We start from the raw sequence: 19,002 nt of genomic DNA, 5'->3' as shown, positions 1-19,002 counted from the left end.
TAGACACAAAATATCATATACGTGTCAAAAAAAGACAATTATAGCTTCTTTCATACAAATAAAAACGGAAATCATTTCATAAAATGATTTCCGTTTTATTTTTTAGAAAGTAGTTGGTTCCTCTGTTATTTCTTTTTCAGCACCAACAACTTCTGGTTTTAATTTGCGATAGTGGTGAATACCTGTTCCTGCTGGTACAAGTTTACCAAGAATAACATTCTCTTTAAGACCAAGAAGTTCATCACGTTTTCCTTTAATCGCAGCATCAGTAAGAACACGTGTTGTTTCTTGGAATGATGCAGCAGATAAGAAGGAATCCGTTTCAAGAGAAGCTTTCGTAATTCCGAGTAATACTGGACGACCAGTAGCCGGTTGTTTACCACTCAAAATAGCTTCACGGTTTGCTTCTGTAAACGTATGAATATCCATTAATGTACCTGGTAAGATATCCGTATCCCCAGTGTCCATTACGCGGATTTTACGCAACATTTGACGAACCATTACTTCAACGTGTTTATCGCCAATTTCTACCCCTTGCATCCGGTAAACTTTTTGTACTTCAGCAAGCAAGTATTCTTGAACGGATAAAACGTCACGTACACGGATTAGCGCTTTCGGATCAATAGAACCTTCCGTAAGTGCTTCCCCGCGGTCTACCATTGAACCTTCTTGAACACGAAGACGTGCTGTATAAGGAACTGTGTAGCTACGACGGTCGTCCGCACCTTGAATTGTAATTTCTTGTCCACGGTCACGGCCCTCTTCGATAGAAACAACTTCCCCAGCCACTTCTGTGATGGTTGCTTGTCCTTTCGGATTACGTGCTTCAAAAATTTCTTGAATACGTGGAAGACCTTGCGTGATATCGTCGCCGGCTACCCCACCAGTATGGAACGTACGCATTGTAAGCTGTGTACCAGGTTCCCCGATAGATTGTGCCGCGATAATACCGACTGCTTCACCAACTTCAACTTCTGTACCAGTAGCCAAGTTTTTACCATAACATTTTTTACATACACCATGTTTTGTATTACATGTAAACGCCGAGCGAATCGATACTTCTTCAATACCCGCTTCAACAATTGCTACTGCAATCGGTTCAGTAATCAAATCATTTTCTTTAACTAAAACTTCGCCAGTTTCAGGGTGACGCACGGTTTTACGAGCATAGCGCCCTTCTAGACGTTCTTCTAGCGGTTCAATAATCTCCGTACCTTCGCGAATCGCTTTAATTGTTAAGCCGCGGTCCGTGCCACAGTCGTCTTCACGAATGATAACATCTTGCGCCACATCAACAAGGCGTCGAGTAAGATAACCAGAATCGGCCGTTTTAAGGGCTGTATCGGTAAGACCTTTACGCGCTCCGTGGGTCGAGATAAAGTATTCAAGGACTGTTAACCCTTCACGGAAGTTTGAAGTGATTGGAAGTTCTACGATACGTCCAGATGGATCAGCCATCAGACCACGCATACCAGCAAGTTGCGTGAAGTTCGAGATGTTACCACGAGCTCCGGAATCTTGCATCATAAAGATTGGATTTAAACGTTCCAAGCTTAAAATTAGTTTTCCTTGAATTTCGTCTTTGGCAGCATTCCAAACGCCGATAACGCGCTCATAACGCTCGTCATCTGTAATTAAACCGCGACGGAATTGTTTCGTGATTTTTTCAACCATATCATGTGCTGTTTCTAGAATTTCATGTTTTTCCGTAAGCGTTAAGATATCTGCAATACCAACTGTGATACCCGCTTTTGTGGAAATTTTGAAACCTAAGTCTTTCATGCGGTCAAGCATTTTAGATGTTTCTGTAATATGGAATCGTTTGAACACTTCTGCAATGATATTTCCAAGAATTTTCTTCTTGAATGGGTCAACAATTGGTTGCTTAGCGATATGCGCTTTAACGTCCGTTGTTGGCTCAACAAAATATTTTGTAGGCGTTTCAATTTCTAAATTATATTTCGTTGGTTCGTTAATATAAGGGAACGATGTTGGTAAGATTGTGTTGAAAATCAATTTACCGACTGTCGTAATTAATAGTTGCTTACGTTGCTCTTCTGTAAAGCGTTCATTTGGAATGGATCCTGCGTAAACGGCAATACGAGAATGCAAGTGAACATAGCCATTTTGATAAGCAAGTTGCGCTTCGTTAATATCCTTAAAGATTGTTCCTTCACCAACCGCATTTTCACGTTCAAGTGTCAGATAGTAGTTACCTAGCACCATATCTTGGGAAGGTGTAACAACTGGTTTACCATCTTTTGGATTCAAAATGTTTTGTGCGGCAAGCATTAAAATGCGTGCTTCCGCTTGTGCTTCTGCCGAAAGTGGAACGTGGACGGCCATTTGGTCACCATCGAAATCGGCATTATACGCCGTACAAACAAGTGGATGCAAACGAATCGCGCGACCTTCAACTAAAGTCGGTTCAAACGCTTGGATACCAAGTCTGTGGAGCGTAGGGGCACGGTTTAGTAGAACTGGATGTTCGCGAATAACTTCTTCAAGGACATCCCAGATTTCTGGCGCCATGCGTTCAATTTTACGTTTAGCGCTCTTAATGTTGTGCGCAAGGCCTCGTCCAACGAGTTCTTTCATCACAAAAGGTTTGAATAATTCAAGTGCCATTTCTTTTGGAAGACCACATTGGTACATTTTAAGGTTAGGTCCTACGACGATAACGGAACGACCGGAATAATCGACACGTTTACCGAGTAAGTTTTGACGGAAACGACCTTGTTTCCCTTTAAGCATGTGCGATAAAGATTTTAATGGACGGTTACCTGGTCCAGTCACTGGACGGCCACGACGACCATTATCAATTAACGCATCAACTGCTTCTTGAAGCATCCGTTTTTCATTTTGGACGATGATGTTTGGTGCGCCTAAGTCAAGCAAGCGTTTCAAACGGTTGTTCCGGTTAATAACACGACGGTACAAATCATTTAAATCACTTGTTGCAAAACGGCCACCTTCAAGTTGTACCATTGGGCGAAGTTCTGGTGGAATAACTGGTAGTACATCAAGAACCATCCAACTTGGATTATTGCCAGAGTTACGGAAGGCTTCCATTACTTCTAGGCGACGAATTGCACGCGTACGGCGTTGACCTTGTGCGGTTTTCAATTCTTCTTTCAGCTCATCTGTTTCTTTTTCAAGATTGATGTCTGAGAGAATTTTCTTAATTGCTTCGGCACCCATTCCAGCTTGGAAGGTTTGACCATATTTTTCACGATAAACGCGATATTCTTTTTCAGAAAGAAGTTGTTTCTTCTCAAGCGGTGTGTCGCCTGGCTCTGTTACTACATAAGACGCAAAGTAGATAACTTCTTCAAGCGCACGCGGGCTCATATCCATCACAAGACCCATACGGCTTGGAATGCCTTTAAAATACCAAATGTGTGAAACTGGCGCTGCAAGTTCAATGTGTCCCATGCGTTCGCGACGAACTTTGGATTTCGTTACTTCAACCCCGCAACGGTCACAAACGACACCTTTATAGCGGACACGTTTGTACTTTCCGCACGAACATTCCCAGTCTTTCATTGGTCCGAAAATACGCTCACAAAACAGTCCGTCACGTTCTGGTTTTAGCGTACGGTAGTTGATTGTTTCAGGTTTCTTAACTTCACCGTGCGACCAAGAACGGATTTTATCTGGAGATGCTAGACCGATTTTCATATACTCAAAATTATTAACATCTATCAAGTGCCCAACCTCCTAATTTTGGTCATGACTTTTCACTTATTAGATTTAAATTATATCGTTTCATATAACTTGGCCCGCAAGAAAGCACGACTACGTTCAGTGCTTCTTGCGGCTAACAAGTCCATCATGTTTAAGTTTATCGAAAAATTATTTTTATTTTGGAGTTTTGTTTCGGGCGGGTTAGTCAACCTGCTCGGTAGCCTCTTCAGGCTTCACAATATTAAATGCATCGTTTTGACCGGAGAAGTCGTCGTCATCGGTATCACGCATTTCGATTTCTTCCTCGTCTGCAGATAGGATTTTGACGTCCATACCTAAACTTTGCAACTCTTTGATTAATACGCGGAAAGATTCCGGCACGCCTGGTTTCGGCACGCTTTCGCCTTTCACGATTGCTTCATACGTTTTCACACGTCCAACAACATCATCTGATTTAATTGTTAGAATTTCTTGTAACGTATAGGCTGCACCGTACGCTTCAAGAGCCCAAACTTCCATCTCACCAAAGCGTTGTCCACCAAATTGAGCTTTACCTCCAAGTGGTTGTTGGGTAACAAGTGAGTATGGTCCAGTCGAACGAGCATGCAATTTGTCATCAACCATGTGAGCAAGTTTAATCATATACATAACGCCGACAGAGATACGGTTATCAAATGGTTCACCTGTACGTCCATCATAAAGAACAGTTTTCGCATCGCGAGCCATTCCCGCTTCTTCCACTGTGCTCCAAACGTCTTCTTCATTTGCTCCATCAAATACTGGTGTTGCAACATGAATGCCGAGTTTACGAGCCGCCATACCTAAATGAAGTTCGAGCACTTGCCCGATATTCATACGAGATGGCACCCCTAATGGGTTAAGCATGATATCAACGGGTGTTCCATCAGGCATAAATGGCATATCTTCTTCTGGTAAGATACGGGAGATAACCCCTTTGTTACCATGACGACCGGCCATTTTATCGCCTTCGTGAATTTTACGTTTTTGTACGATATATACACGCACTAATTGGTTTACGCCTGGTGGTAATTCGTCACCGGCTTCACGAGTAAAGATTTTAACATCGAGAACGATACCGCCACCACCGTGAGGTACACGTAGTGATGTATCGCGAACTTCACGCGCTTTTTCACCAAAAATAGCATGTAATAAACGTTCTTCAGCCGTAAGTTCGGTTACACCTTTTGGCGTTACTTTCCCTACAAGAAGGTCGTTATCTTTTACTTCAGCACCGACACGAATAATACCGCGTTCGTCAAGATCGCGAAGTGCGTCTTCACCAACGTTTGGAATATCGCGTGTCATTTCTTCAGGTCCAAGCTTCGTATCACGTGCTTCGGACTCGAATTCTTCGATGTGAATGGACGTATAAACGTCGTCTTTTACAAGACGTTCGCTCATAATAATCGCATCCTCATAGTTATAGCCGTCCCATGTCATGAAGGCTACTAAAACGTTACGTCCTAGTGCTAGCTCTCCTGAATCCATGGATGGACCGTTACCGAGGATTTCGCCTTTAACGACGCGGTCCCCTTCTGCAACGTTTGGACGTTGGTTATAACATGTTCCTTGGTTGGAACGAACAAATTTACGTAGTGTATATTTATCGATTCCACCTGTTACTTCTTTGCCATCAACCATAGATACGCGGCGCACCCAAATTTCGCGTGCTTCAACGTGTTCTACGATACCGTCATGTTTCGCGGTTACAGCTGCACCGGAATCTTTTGCCGATACGTGTTCCATACCTGTTCCAACAAACGGTGCTTCCGGATGCATTAATGGAACGGCTTGACGCTGCATGTTCGCACCCATTAGGGCACGGTTACTATCATCATTTTCTAGGAACGGGATACAAGCTGTTGCGACGGACACAACTTGTTTTGGCGATACGTCCATATAATCGACGCGTTCTTTATCCACAGCAAGGTTTTCAGAACGGAATCGAGCCATAACTTCTTCTTCCGTAAATGCACCTTTTTCGTCTAACTTGGAGTTCGCTTGCGCAACCACGTAGTTATCCTCTTCATCTGCTGTTAAATAATCGATTGTGTCGGTTACTTGGTTCGTTTCAGGGTCAACACGACGATATGGTGTTTCGATGAACCCGAAGCGATTGACTTTCGCATAAGAAGAAAGGGAGTTAATCAAACCGATGTTTGGTCCCTCTGGCGTTTCAATTGGACACATACGACCGTAATGAGAATAGTGAACGTCACGCACTTCATAGCCGGCACGTTCACGCGTCAAACCACCGGGACCTAAGGCAGATAGACGGCGCTTATGCGTAAGTTCGCCAAGTGGATTTGTTTGATCCATGAATTGAGACAATTGTGAACTACCAAAGAATTCTTTAATAGAAGCGACAACTGGGCGAATGTTAATTAATTGTTGTGGTGTGATGGTTGTCATATCTTGGATAGACATACGTTCACGAACCACACGTTCCATACGGGATAAACCGATACGGAATTGGTTTTGAAGCAGTTCACCGACTGAACGTAGGCGGCGGTTACCTAAATGGTCAATGTCATCTGTATCGCCAACGCCGTGCAGAAGGTTGAAGAAATAACTGATGGAAGACACGATATCAGATGGCGTAATGTGTTTTACATTTTCATCGATATACGCATTTCCAATGATGTTGATTTCTTTTTCTTCATCGTCAGGTGCATAAATTTTAATAGATTGAACAACTACATTGTCTTCTAATACGCCATCAGTTGGACGCAGTGTACGGAAGCCAACGCCGTTTTCAAGATTAGGAATAATCGTATCTAGTTTGCGGCGATCTAAAATGTCGCCTTTTGAAGCGATAATCTCACCTGTTTCAGGGTCCACTAACGTTTCAGCTAAAACTTGGTTGAATAACCGGTTTTTAAGGTGTAGTTTTTTGTTGATTTTATAACGTCCAACGCTAGCTAAATCGTAACGCTTAGGATCGAAAAAGCGAGACACTAGTAAGCTTCTTGCGTTTTCTACAGTAGGAGGTTCTCCTGGACGTAAACGTTCGTAAATTTCGAGTAACGCTTTATCTGCGTTGTCCGTGTTGTCTTTTTCTAGGGTGTTGCGAAGATAGTCGTTATCTCCGATTAAATCTAAAATTTCTTGGTCGGAACCAAATCCGAGTGCACGGAGTAAAACGGTAACAGGCAATTTACGTGTGCGGTCGATACGCACGTGCACAACGTCTTTTGCGTCTGTTTCATATTCTAACCAAGCGCCACGGTTTGGGATAACGGTTGAACCGAAACCTTTTTTACCGTTTTTGTCTAGTTTGTCATTGAAGTATACACCTGGGGAACGAACGAGTTGTGAAACGATAACACGCTCTGCTCCGTTGATGATAAATGTTCCCATTTCTGTCATCAGCGGGAAATCACCCATGAAAACTTCTTGGTCTTTTACTTCGCCTGTTTCTTTGTTGATTAGGCGTAGTTTAACGCGTAAGGGTGCTGCGTAGTTTGCATCACGATTTTTGGATTCTTCTACCGAATATTTCGGCTCTCCTAAATCGTAATCGATAAATTCTAGCGATAGGTTGCCTGCGAAATCCTCAATTGGAGAAATATCGCGGAACATCTCACGGAGTCCTTCATCTAAGAACCACTGGTAAGACGCTGTTTGAATTTCGATTAAGTTTGGTAATTCTAATACCTCACTAATCCGAGCGAAACTTCTACGTTTACGGTGTCTGCCGTATTGTACATCATGTCCTGACAAACTCTTCACCCCTCAAATTATTTAAAATTTATAAGCACATTCAAAATGGTTGTCATTCGCACAAATGGTGGAACCCCCCGCACCCGGAATTTAAGACGCTAAGAGCTTTTTTTACACGTGTAAAAATCACTCGCTTAAATACCGTTCATCAAAAGCTTCCTGCCACTTTTCAGCCGGCTTAAATACCAGCAAAAGGACAACTTTGAATGGAACTTTAAAAGAAAATTCTATGCTGTTTTAGACAAAAAGAAAGCGGATTTCATTCGGCAAAGAGACTTTTTTAAAAAAAGTTTCATAATAAATCAAATTTGACCTATTTGCTTGAAAACCACGACCATGTCCATTATGCTACCAAAACAATGGAAACGCTTCATTTCACTAGCTTTTCACATAAAAATGAGCGCACCAAAAAACAGTATAGATTCTTTTGGCATTTAACTATAATACAACATCTGGCGTACATTGTCAAGAGTCGCAGATGATGTATGACGTAGCAAAAAAAGCGATTCACATTTAATCGCTTTTTACTTATTTTCAAGTCGATCGCCGACAACTGAATCTACACTACAACGCGCCCACTTCGAAAGTGATTCAATAAAAACTTTTAACTTTTCTGGTTCAAAATGCGCAACTACCATAAAGCAAGCATGTCCGCTTACTTTATAAAATTCTTCAATTTCCTCATATTCCATAATTTTTTGTTCGACCTCTTTAAAACGATTATCTTCCATAAATACGCGAATAAACTGTTTGTTACTGTAATAAACTTTTATGGTGTAACTGCCTATGATGCCTGCATCTTTCAAATTCAATATTCGTTTGCCAACTGCTTGACCTGTTAGATGCACTTCATTTCCAATTTCCTTATTTGTTAACTGCGCGTCTTTTTTTAATAGCTTTATGATTTCTTGGTCGAGTTCATCCATTTTAAAGTCCTTTCACGATGAAAACATTGCATCGTTTATTTTTTCATGAGGCTATATAATTATTAGGGGATATTCTATATACTTAAATATAGCAAAACTACATAGGAGGATTTCAGATGAATTACCAATATTATACTACAAAAGAACAATTGAGTGCAGCCATACCAATCGTGCGTGCTTTATCACAAAATTTAGTGGAAAAGAATACCATTGAATTGAAAAATATTCTTACAAAATGGATTTCCGAAATTGATTTATGCTACAATGATTCACTTTTTTTAAATAGGTTAATTTTAGACATTTCGAATTGCTTAATTGTACACCGCATCTCCTTATCAAAAGAAAATTCAGCGCTTTTAAAAGAACTTAACGCTTGCTTATTAGCGAAGTAAATTGACAGGCCGTTAATAAACGCTAAACTTAAGCAAAACATACCACGCACAATCAGACTGAAGGCTGGGAAGTATTTCCCAGCCTCTAATGTGCGTTTTAAATTAATTTTATAGTCACGATTTCTGCAGGTTTTAGTTCATTCGTTAGCGGATTTTGTCCTTCTTCAAGGAGGTTCGTACGGTAGCTGCTACGCGCACCTGCTTTAATTTCAAGTGGCTCTTTAGATGTTTTTAAGTTGTAGCCGCGGAGGATTATGGCGTCTTCCGTTTGGGCTTTTTTGAGTGCGGTCATTAGGAAAGCGTCGTTGTTCGCTTTGAGGAATGCTTTTGTAGCGGGGATTTCGCCACGATGCACATTGGTTTGTTCGGCGGTAAACGGCACTTGGAATTGTTTCGCTTGATGGAATGTTTTTTCGCGCTCCCCGTCGCCGTGCAACATGAGACCATAGCGGAAAACATGTTCACCGAGGCACTGCGCTTCTGGCGTTGGGAAGTAGCCCCAGTCACCCATTTCGCCGACAGAACGGAACAGCGTGAGCGCGATGGTGTTATTTGCGAGCACTTCGTATTCATTTAAGCCCATGTTCGCAATCGTCATTCCGCCAGCTTCGTCTTCCATGTGCACAAAGGCATGTTGGTGATTCGGATTCGTCGGATTTTCCCACGTTTCTGGCATTTTGTTTTGCCGCGTCACCACTTCGTAAATGCTGTCTGCTTGATGGACGTTAGTTTCAAAGCTTGTTGGGAATAAAACGCGCAACCTGTGATCTTTGATGTCGTTATTCACGGTCGTTTCAAATTGCACGAGCGAATTGTTTTTCTCTAAAACAACACGAGTCGTGATGACCATTTTTTTCATTTTCTTGGAGCGTTTAGCTTTGCGCAGTTTAAATTCGAGCACCATTTTTTGTTCCTTGTCAAGGAGTTCGTCCGCGGATTCAGGGACAAGCATTTCATGGCGGATCTCAATTTCCCCTACATTCGGCGTATTTCGAATAACCCGAACTTCAGCTGGGCTTTCATGCGGGTAGTAGCGCGAAACCCCGGTCGGCTCAAAGAAAATATATTCGTTCCCAATATCTCCCGTTTCCTCAAAAGAAAGAAGGTTTTCGTGAATGCGACCAGTCGGCTTGTGCGTGATTGTAAGCTGCCCGTTTTCGTTCACATCAACACGGACAGTAGCATTTTCGAGCGTATGCGTGCCCTTCACCAGATTTTCAGAACCGGCAGTCGGCGCTTTTTGTACAAGACCGAAAACCTCGTGGCTATACGCCGGCATGTCGACCAAGAATAGCTCGACCGTGATGTAGCGCGCGATATAAGGGACTCTAAAAGCATCTTTAGGTAAATCGAAGCCAAATCGTACTTCTTGCGATAGAAGCTCAAACGGAATTTGATTGCCGCGAATGTCCACAACAGAAACTTCAGGAACAGGCTTACTGGAAAGTTTATCGTAGAGCGTATCGTGTTTATTGCCTGCAAAAAGCATTCTTTCCCACTCGAGTTCAATCGTAACGGAGCCCGTCTTTTGGAAAGATGTCGTATTCCAAACAACGAACGGTTTCGCGTCAGCGTCAAAAGCACTCGTGTCAATTTTTTTAGCGAGAAACGCTGCTGCCTCACTAGCCACGTATTTGCCGACTTCATTTGCCGTTTCAAAACGTGTGACCATTCCGCGGTGAACCGAATCTACGCTACAGCCGCAAATGCTATCATGCGGGTGGTTTTGCATGAGCGTTTTCCACGCATAGTTGAGTTTGTCCGTTGGATATGCGAAACCTTCCGCGAACGCCATTGTTGCAAGCGGTTCGGCGATATTTTCTAGCTGGCAGCTCACTTCCGTATTTTGCTGTTTCAAGTAGACGCGCGATGATGCCGTATTTGCGAGCGTGTACCAACCATCTGATTCTTGGCTTGTAAGTTCACCTTCAATGACGCTCATATCAGCAGGCAAGTCTGCTTTTAGTGCATTTAAATACGTATCAAAGCCAGCGTGAATAAATTCAATATCCGGATACAATTCATTGGCCACGCGAATCGCTTCTGTAATGTCCTTTTGAACTGGTTGGTGGTCGCAGCCATTCATCATGAGCAAATGATCCGTTGCGGCATATTGTTCGGCATCGCGCAATTTTTGCTCCCAAAACGCTTTCGCTGCCGTTTTGTCTGTTGGGATTTCATTCCCGTTGCTGTACCAGTTGGCGAACAGCACGCCTAAAATGCGACTACCGTCAGGCCCGTCCCACCACATTTCCGAAAACTGCGAGGAATATTTTTCGTCATTAATTACAACATTATTAAAACCAGTCGGCTTGACTCCTCGGCCAAAAGCGGCAACGTCCAAATTTGCTTCTTTCATCAATTGCGGCGTTTGCCCCATGTTTCCAAACGTGTCGGGGAAGTAGCCGAGCTTAACGGGCGTGCCCCATTTTTTACTTTCTTGCATACCAATTAGCATGTTGCGCACATTTGATTCGCTGCTCGTTAAAAAGGCATCTTGCAAAATGTAAAACGGGCCAATTTTTAGTTTGCCAGCTTCAATGGCTTTCCGAACGGCCGCTTCTTTTTCTGGGCGCACTTGTAAATAGTCGTCTAAAATAATCGTTTGCCCGTCTAGATGGAAACTTTCAAATTCCGGGTCGGTTTCAAACAATTCGAGCAAGTCGTCCATCAATTCAATTAGCCGCATGTGGTGCGCTTCATACGGAATATACCATTCTCTATCCCAGTGACTATGCGAAACAATATAAACTTTTTTCACGTTTTCTCCTCCTATTTTTCGACTCGAATATCAAAATAATCCATCACAAGCTCACAAAACATCATATTGGCCCAAGAAAACCATTCGCGCGTATAGGCAAACGGATTGTTCACATCAAAACCTTCGTGCATTAAATTCGTCCCGCCGTCGCAATCGACAAGCAAGTTCAAAATACGTTCCTTCTCCGACTTGTCATCGGTCGTCATGCCCTCCATCGCAAGTGCAATTGGCCAAATGTAATAGGGCGGCGTATGCGAACTGCCAATCCCTCTCGCAAACTCTCCTTTATAAAAATAAGGGTTTTCCTCACTTAGTAACACTTTTCTCGTTGCGAGATATGTTTCATCGTTTGGCGACACATAACCTAAGTACGGCGCCGAAAGTAGGCTTGGCACGTTTGAATCGTCCATCACACTCACACCGCCGCGACCGTCCACCTCGTACGCAAAAATCGTTTCGCCAGCTTGTGATTTTGTTTTCCCGTACGTTTCAATTCCGTCTTGAATTGCTCCGCGAAGCGCCTGAATTCGCTTCACTAACGATGCATCATCCGCAATCTCACTGTAAATTCCCTCCAAATAACCAAGCACGACGACCGCAAACATATTCGAAGGCACTAAATAGCCAAATTTACAAGCATCATCGCTCGGTCTAAAACCTGACCAAGTCATCCCTGTGTAGCCAACCTTTGTCCCTTTCCCGTCTTCTGGCAGCGTATCCTCTATACGCCAAGTATCACGCGTAAACGTATAAGGAGAATCTTCATGTTTTTGTTCAACTTCCCACACGGTTAAAATGTTCTTCACCGCCTGATGGAACGTTTCATTAAATTGCTCCGTTTCGCCCGTTGCTTTATAAAGTAAATAACTAAGTTGAACGGGGTAACAAAGCGAATCAATTTCATATTTTCGTTCCCAAATCCACGGGTTCATTTCTGTATTATCCGTTTGATGCCCTGCGCCATTTGCTTCCTCATTGAATGCGTTTGCATAAGGATCTAAACAGATGAACTGCATTTGACGCTCTACTAAGCCACAAATCATCGCTTTTATTTCTGGATCTTCTTTCGCAAGTACAAGATACGGTCTGACTTGTGCGGTTGAATCACGCAACCACATCGCTGGAATGTCACCAGTAAGTAAAAATGTTGTATCATCTGGCAAACGCTTGACGGTTGTGAGTAATGTATTGGCAAAGCACGCATTGAAATTTTTCGCCCAGTTAGCGTGTGTTTCGCCGCATTTCTCCGTAATTATTTTCATAAACTTTTCTACTGAAACAGGAACCTCTTGATATGTCATTTAAAACACTCCTAAAATTTGATATATCTTTTTAACACTAAATACAGTATAATGATGTTACCATGAATTGTCTAGTGTTTTTTCATTTTATTTTCTTTCAAATCGCAAATTTGGTATAGTAGGTATATTAAATGATATATCAAAGGAGACAATTTGAATGGTTAAAAAACCACTTTACCAGCAAATTAGCGAACAGCTTGAACGTCAAATTATGTCGGGTGAGTTGCAAGTTGGCGCACAATTGCCGACAGAACATGCCCTAGCCGCCTCACATCAGACGAGCCGCATTACATCAAAGCGTGCTTTATCTGAACTGGAAAATAAAGGTTTGGTGGAGCGAATTCGCGGCAAGGGTACCTTTGTCAAAGCGCGTTCCATTTCAAAAGCGGTTACTTCCATGAAACAAGTCCTTTTTATTTTGCCTTTTCCTGGCCAACACGATCTTGGCAATTTTACAGCTCTAATGCTGCCGTATTTAGCGGAAAAAGGGTACCATGTGCACATTCAAGATGAAAGTTTCCTAACTCAAACGCATTTTTTCCAGTTGATTGAACAATACGACGGGATGATTTACTATCCGGAAACAGGAAACTCAAACTTGGATATTCTTTATCAGTTGCACTTTCAAGGTTTCCCGGTTGTTTTACTCGACAAAAAAATGGAGGGTATCCCGTTTCCGTATGTAACGGCGGACAATTTCAGTGGCGGGTATATGGCGGCTCATTTACTCCTATCAAAAGGCCACACGAAAATCGCCTTTTTAAACAGTAGAACGATCCAAGAAACTTCCACTGTTCGCGAGCGTTACATGGGCTATTTGCGGGCTTTGTTCGAGGCGGGGATTTCGTTTCATGCGCTTGAAACGAATGTGCACTCGGAAGAGGCGTATGCTGGGATTGCGGAAAAGTTTGTCGCGGACGGCGTGACGGCGATTGTGGCGGAAAATGACTTGATGGCTATTCAATTTATGAAGCAAGCGAAGAAAATGGGGATTCGTATCCCTCAAGATTTGGCGGTTATTGGCTTTGATAATATTCAAGCCGCGGAATTTGTTGAGCCCTCGCTCACGACGATTTCACAAAATTTTGAAGAGATGGGGCGCGCGGCCGCAATCAGTTTGCAAAAACAAATTCAAAAAAAAGACGTGGAAAACGCAATCATTCCCGTTTCTTTAATTGAAAGGGAGTCAAGCGGGGCACGTTAGAATCGGAGGAAATTATGGACGTTACACAAATCGACACGAGGCATGGCACAAATAATCAGCACAGTTATTCAAATGGAAATACGCTTCCCTATACTTCTGTGCCACGAGGAATGAATTATTTTGTGCCGCAGACGACAAACAATAACGGAAGTTGGTTTTTCCATCCAAACGACCACACATTCCAAGGCTTTCGGTTAACACACCAACCAAGCCCGTGGATGGGCGACTTTTCTCACTTTTTGCTCACCCCGATTTCTGGGAAGTTGGCAAATTATGACTTATATTTCGCCCAAAGCTCTTATCGGCCGAATGAAGCTGTTTTCAGCCCGCATTATTTAAAAATCAAACAACTCCGCTATCAAATTACGAGCGAACTCACACCGAGCACTTACGGCGCGAAAATACGCCTTTCTTATACGAAAGACGAACAACACGGCTTGCTTTTTTCTGCTGAAAATATCAGTTATATTGAGGTGGACGAACGGCAAAACCGCGTTTTTGGTTACGTGCAGAATTTTGCTGGCTGCGCGGATCCAGAATTCAAAATGCACTTCGTCTTGACGGCTGACCGCCCATTTGATTTTTCGAACACGGGCTTCCCTATAGACGGAAAAATCATTTCAAAAGCGGCACAAAAAGCAGAAAATCAATTTTTCCAAATTGGGTTTGACGATACGGCACCTAAAACGGTGGAAATCAGTTTGGCGACAAGCTTCATCAGCCCTGAACAAGCGAGTCTCAATTTAAAACGGCAAGCGGATTATGATTTTGAGGCGACCAAAACGAGGGCGGCCGCGAAGTGGAACGCCTATTTGAGCAAGATTCAAGTGAGTGATTCAGATAAAGCGAAAGTCGCCACATTTTATCATTGCCTTTACCGGACGGCGCTTTTCCCGCAGCGCTTTTATGAATATGATGCAAATCAAAATGCGATTCATTATGACACGACTGCACGGCGCGTTGCAAATGGTAGATTATATACGAATAATGGATTTTGGGATACTTACAAAACGGTGTTCCCACTTTATTCGCTTTTAATTCCAGATGAATACGAAAAAATGCTTGGCGGCTTTTTAAATAGCTACCGCGAAACGGGCTATCTGCCAAAATGGCTGTCGCCTGACGAACGCGGCCTCATGCCCGGCACACTCATTGACGCGGTCATCGCGGACGCTGCTGTAAAAGGCATCGGCACAAATTTAATGCCCGAGTTTCAAGACGCGATGCTAAAAGCAGCCACGACGCAGTCCGACAAAGAAAACTACGGTCGCCGCGGCGCACTGGACTACAACCGTCTTGGCTACGTCCCCTTGAACTACCATGAAAGCGTCAACCACACACTCGACTACGCCTACAGCGATTTTTGCATTTCCGCCGTCGCGAAGACACTAGGAAACACAGCGCTCGAAGCCGAATACGAGGAACGCTCGAAAAACTACCTGCATATTTTCGACCCAAAGACGGGTTTTATGCGCGCCAAAGACGAAAACGGAAATTTCCAAACCCCTTTCAACCCTTTTTCTTGGGGGAAAGACTACGCCGAGGGTAGCGCATGGCAGACTAGTTTCGCGGTTTTCCACGATTTTGCTGGCCTAAATGAAGCGTACGGCGAAGGTGGATTTTTGCGTAAGCTGACCGAGCTCGCGAACACACCACCAAAATTCGATGTAGATGGCTACGGCTACGAGATCCACGAAATGAGCGAGATGGCGATGATTGACTTCGGTCAAATTGCGCTGTCCAACCAGCCTAGTTTCCATTTACCCTATTTGTTCACCTACGCGAAAAAACCTGCTTATACGCAGGTTCTAATCAAGCAAGCGGTGAATCAATTTTATGACGCGGGCATAAACGGCTATCCTGGCGACGAGGACAACGGTAGCATGTCCGGCTGGTACATTTTCAGTACGCTCGGTTTCTATCCGGTGACACCCGGTTCAGGGGAATACGTCTTCGGAATTCCCGCTTTCGAAAACGTGCGCATTGACCTGCCAAACGGCAAAACCCTAACGTTAGATACGGCGAACAATTCGCCTGCGCATCAATTCGTCACCGCCAGAACGCGCGACAATAAACCCTTAAAATCGCAATTCATCACCCACAGCGACCTAATCCGCGGCGGCAATCTAACCACCACATTAGGCCTTGTACCAGAAGAACGTGAGATTTCAGAGGAAGAATTGCCGTTTTCGATTTCGTCGGCACAAAAAAGTATTTTAAAATCCCAAGAGCTTGCGACTACACATTCGGAAACTTGTTAGCGATGTAAGCATAAAAACTGAGAAACATTTCCTGCGCTAGGATTTGTTTCTCTTTTTTGCGTTTAAAAATATTGTTTAATCTGTTACAAGCTGATTATCTCAATCTCTTCTGACATGATACACTATCCGTTAATCAAAACGCTGCCATTTAATTATGAGATGACAGCTTTTATGGCTATCAACTCATCATTATTCACATAGAATGAAAGATTTTTAGATATAATACATTTATCATACGTTTTTATTTCAGAGAAGTATAAAGTGAAATATGCTTCACTTCTAAAAACTTTTGCTTTTGAAACTGTTACAGCCTCCTCTATTTCTACCAAAGGAAATCCAACTTTTACAACGGCATTCTGATTGTTTAAAACTATTTCTTCATCTATTTGTTCAGGGAAAATACACTCCAGTTCTCCAAGTAATCCATCCTGATTCAACCACATCATCATATTAGTCCCTAATGGAAAAGTATAAAAATCATCATCCATTTTTTCTGTAATAATATCAAAATTCTTGATTTCATCAATAACTGTGACTTCGCACATTAACTCTTGTTGTAACACTCTTTTTACCTTCACATTCAATCTCCTTACTGTTTAAATTTTTGGGGCCATATTCTCACAACTTCTTTTGTTGTCGGATTAACAAATACTTTTGCTTTTTGATACAAATTCATCCCGTAAGCATTTATGCTTTATCTGTTCAACGGTAAAGTAGGGGATATCATTTTTATCATCAATGGCTATATCAAGCCTTGTAAGATGAAAATTACCTTTTCCGGCTAATTGTAAGCACGTACGAAAGAAATCGCTGTATGTGTGCTTTGTGGTCTGTAAGAAGCTATAATAATCATCACACCATTGTCCACTCAAAACAAGATAACAACCTGCTTCATCTGTACCGTCTTTCAACCGTCTATCCCCATACACTTTGATTGTGCCAAACTGATACAAGTTTGTATAATCTTTATGCTTGACCTTTGCTTTTTGTATCATGAAGTATTCTAGGGGAAGTCCTAATACTTTACGTATCAGCTCGTCAGCTTCAGCGTATCGAAGATGATACTTAAATAATCAATCTTGATAGTTAATTCTTTTTTTAACATTTTTGCGTCCTCCTTGTCTTTCACACCATATCTAACTTGAAATGGTCGATTTGTTGCATATCTCAGAAAGATTTTTATTTTTTCTACCATTAGTACGAATGACAAACAACTAATTGGCAATGTTTTCAAATCTTTTTACACCATTACTACAGTTTCAAAGACCTCAATTCCGTAAAATAAGCGAAACTTTATGAAATATATGTATTTATGCCTATTTTTTTGATAAAACTGTGCAGTAAAAAAACAGGCGGTAAGCCTTTAAAATAGCCTGTTTCTTGTTGTGTATGTGTAGGGCGGTGTTACTCATGCGCCCTATAAGGATTGTCGCTTACGCTCCAATCCAAGCCACTTCCCATGCTTACACTTACGCTGGGAGTGGCTTGGTGTAGTCTTGAACTTTCTTACAAAATAAAAAAGCATAACTTACAAGAATTATAATTCTTAATAAGAAATGCTCTTTTGCCATATTTGACTTTAACACTTTTCAAGAAACCTTAAATCCTTCATCTATATTTCTCAGCGGCTTTCTTTAGTAAATCGTCCAAATCATTGCTTAAATTAAGTTCTATATCATCCAAGTTGACTTGTTCTTTTTGTTCGAATTGAAACTGCATAATAAATTCACTGAAATTCCGTGCTACTAAATACGTATCCTCGACCTCGTCATGAATCCAGAAATAAATCTGCTGGTTTTCTTTATCCATACAAACCAAATTTCCTCCTGGCAAATCTGCTATTGGAAATAGGTTTGACGGGATAATATCTTGATAAAATAAAATCTTTTTTTCCAAATTGTTCAAATCATCATCAATACCAAAAATAGAATCTAATTCAAAGCTATTCTGATTAAGTATTTTTTCCAAAGAATCACTGAGCGTAAATAAATAGTTATCTTTTATATAGTCATTTCCATAATATTGCAAATAAAATGCATAGTCAGTGGGAAAAACTAATGAATATTTTTTTTCAATTTCTTCAATACAATCCATCCCCCATACTTTAGGATTTTGCTTCATCTCAGTATCAATAATTTCATCTAATTTATTTTTTAAATTATCCATTTTAAAATCCTCCTCTCATATCTGCTGCTGAACCTATATGTGGTATATTACCATGTAAATCTGATGGAATCAATTCTATTTTAGTTGGCGATTTATGGTGAGGTGTAACACCAATGTCTTTTAACATTTTTTTAGCTGCATTCTTTGAGGGCAATTTATATTGCTGTTGAATCTTTTCATACACAAGAGAAAAATCATCAGGCGTACCATTTAATTGACCAGGTTTAAAGTTTAAATCACCTTTTGACCAAGGCGAAAAATCAGGTCTACCATTTTTAAATTCTACACCTTTTCCACCAGTAATCTTATCAACCTCTGGTTTATTTGAAAACCATTTTCCATTTCCTGGTTCGCCTGACCATTTCCCATTAGTTCTCGGTAGCCTTGTTTTAGGCGATGTATTAGTCTTAGCCCCACTACCACCCTTATACGCCTTACTCCCACGAGCTATCGCAGCGCCTAGGCCTACGCCTGATAATGCCGACATAATGCCGGATTCGGCTAGTTGGCCTTCCCAGTCCTCCACATACGCAGAAGCTTGTAAGATGCTCCCTGCCGCG

The 19,002-nt window shown here is 42.0% G+C and carries 10 protein-coding genes and 2 pseudogenes; 3 read left to right on the top strand and 9 right to left on the bottom strand.

The window, feature by feature from the left end; all coding sequences use genetic code 11:
• Nucleotides 1-102: 102 nt before the first annotated feature.
• From rpoC to CFS60_RS13155, 3 genes are all read right to left on the bottom strand, one after another.
• Complete coding sequence (gene rpoC, locus CFS60_RS13165) at nucleotides 103-3,708, bottom strand: DNA-directed RNA polymerase subunit beta' (protein ID WP_088810487.1); 3,606 nt, start codon at nucleotides 3,706-3,708, stop codon at nucleotides 103-105.
• Between the two features lie 180 nt (nucleotides 3,709-3,888).
• The gene (gene rpoB / locus CFS60_RS13160; protein WP_088810488.1) at nucleotides 3,889-7,440 is read right to left on the bottom strand and encodes a DNA-directed RNA polymerase subunit beta; all 3,552 of its coding nucleotides are present in this window, start codon (nucleotides 7,438-7,440) and stop codon (nucleotides 3,889-3,891) included.
• Nucleotides 7,441-7,955: 515 nt separating this feature from the next.
• On the bottom strand, nucleotides 7,956-8,357 hold the full coding sequence (locus CFS60_RS13155) for an Lrp/AsnC family transcriptional regulator (RefSeq protein ID WP_088810489.1): 402 nt from the start codon (nucleotides 8,355-8,357) through the stop codon (nucleotides 7,956-7,958).
• A gap of 116 nt (nucleotides 8,358-8,473) precedes the next feature.
• On the opposite strand from CFS60_RS13155, the gene CFS60_RS13150 reads away from it, so the two are divergent.
• Nucleotides 8,474-8,749, top strand: coding sequence for a bacteriocin immunity protein (locus CFS60_RS13150; protein ID WP_088839359.1), 276 nt, complete (start codon nucleotides 8,474-8,476; stop codon nucleotides 8,747-8,749).
• Nucleotides 8,750-8,846: 97 nt separating this feature from the next.
• On the opposite strand, the gene CFS60_RS13145 is transcribed toward CFS60_RS13150, so the two are convergent.
• Together CFS60_RS13145 and CFS60_RS13140 are read right to left on the bottom strand one after the other, a co-directional pair.
• The gene (locus CFS60_RS13145; protein ID WP_088839358.1) at nucleotides 8,847-11,510 is read right to left on the bottom strand and encodes an alpha-mannosidase; all 2,664 of its coding nucleotides are present in this window, start codon (nucleotides 11,508-11,510) and stop codon (nucleotides 8,847-8,849) included.
• Nucleotides 11,511-11,521: 11 nt separating this feature from the next.
• Nucleotides 11,522-12,811: a glycoside hydrolase family 125 protein gene (locus CFS60_RS13140; protein WP_088839357.1), complete on the bottom strand. Its 1,290-nt coding sequence runs from the start codon at nucleotides 12,809-12,811 to the stop codon at nucleotides 11,522-11,524.
• Between the two features lie 157 nt (nucleotides 12,812-12,968).
• Here CFS60_RS13140 and CFS60_RS13135 point away from each other — a divergent pair, with 157 nt between their 5' ends.
• Both CFS60_RS13135 and CFS60_RS13130 read left to right on the top strand, forming a co-directional pair.
• A complete protein-coding gene (locus CFS60_RS13135) occupies nucleotides 12,969-14,015 on the top strand; it encodes a substrate-binding domain-containing protein (RefSeq protein WP_088810493.1) in 1,047 nt (348 codons plus the stop codon).
• Between the two features lie 14 nt (nucleotides 14,016-14,029).
• On the top strand, nucleotides 14,030-16,276 hold the full coding sequence (locus CFS60_RS13130; RefSeq protein WP_088839356.1) for a GH92 family glycosyl hydrolase: 2,247 nt from the start codon (nucleotides 14,030-14,032) through the stop codon (nucleotides 16,274-16,276).
• A 152-nt stretch (nucleotides 16,277-16,428) separates the two neighbouring features.
• Here the strand turns inward: CFS60_RS13130 and CFS60_RS13125 are convergent, their stop codons facing one another.
• The 4 genes and pseudogenes from CFS60_RS13125 to CFS60_RS13110 form a co-directional block, all read right to left on the bottom strand.
• Nucleotides 16,429-16,854: a hypothetical protein gene (locus tag CFS60_RS13125; protein ID WP_088810495.1), complete on the bottom strand. Its 426-nt coding sequence runs from the start codon at nucleotides 16,852-16,854 to the stop codon at nucleotides 16,429-16,431.
• 63 nt (nucleotides 16,855-16,917) lie between these two features.
• A pseudogene (locus CFS60_RS13880) lies at nucleotides 16,918-17,319 on the bottom strand (replication initiation factor domain-containing protein); the annotation flags it as partial.
• Between the two features lie 565 nt (nucleotides 17,320-17,884).
• Nucleotides 17,885-18,442, bottom strand: coding sequence for an SMI1/KNR4 family protein (locus CFS60_RS13115; RefSeq protein ID WP_088810496.1), 558 nt, complete (start codon nucleotides 18,440-18,442; stop codon nucleotides 17,885-17,887).
• Nucleotide 18,443: 1 nt separating this feature from the next.
• Nucleotides 18,444-19,002 (bottom strand): annotated as a pseudogene (locus CFS60_RS13110) (HNH endonuclease); the annotation flags it as partial.

The sequence above is a fragment of the Listeria sp. ILCC792 genome (assembly GCF_900186135.1).
GTDB lineage: Bacteria > Bacillota > Bacilli > Lactobacillales > Listeriaceae > Listeria > Listeria goaensis.
The sequence above is the reverse complement of the archived record's forward strand: the minus strand, read 5'-3'. Positions and strand labels throughout refer to the sequence as shown.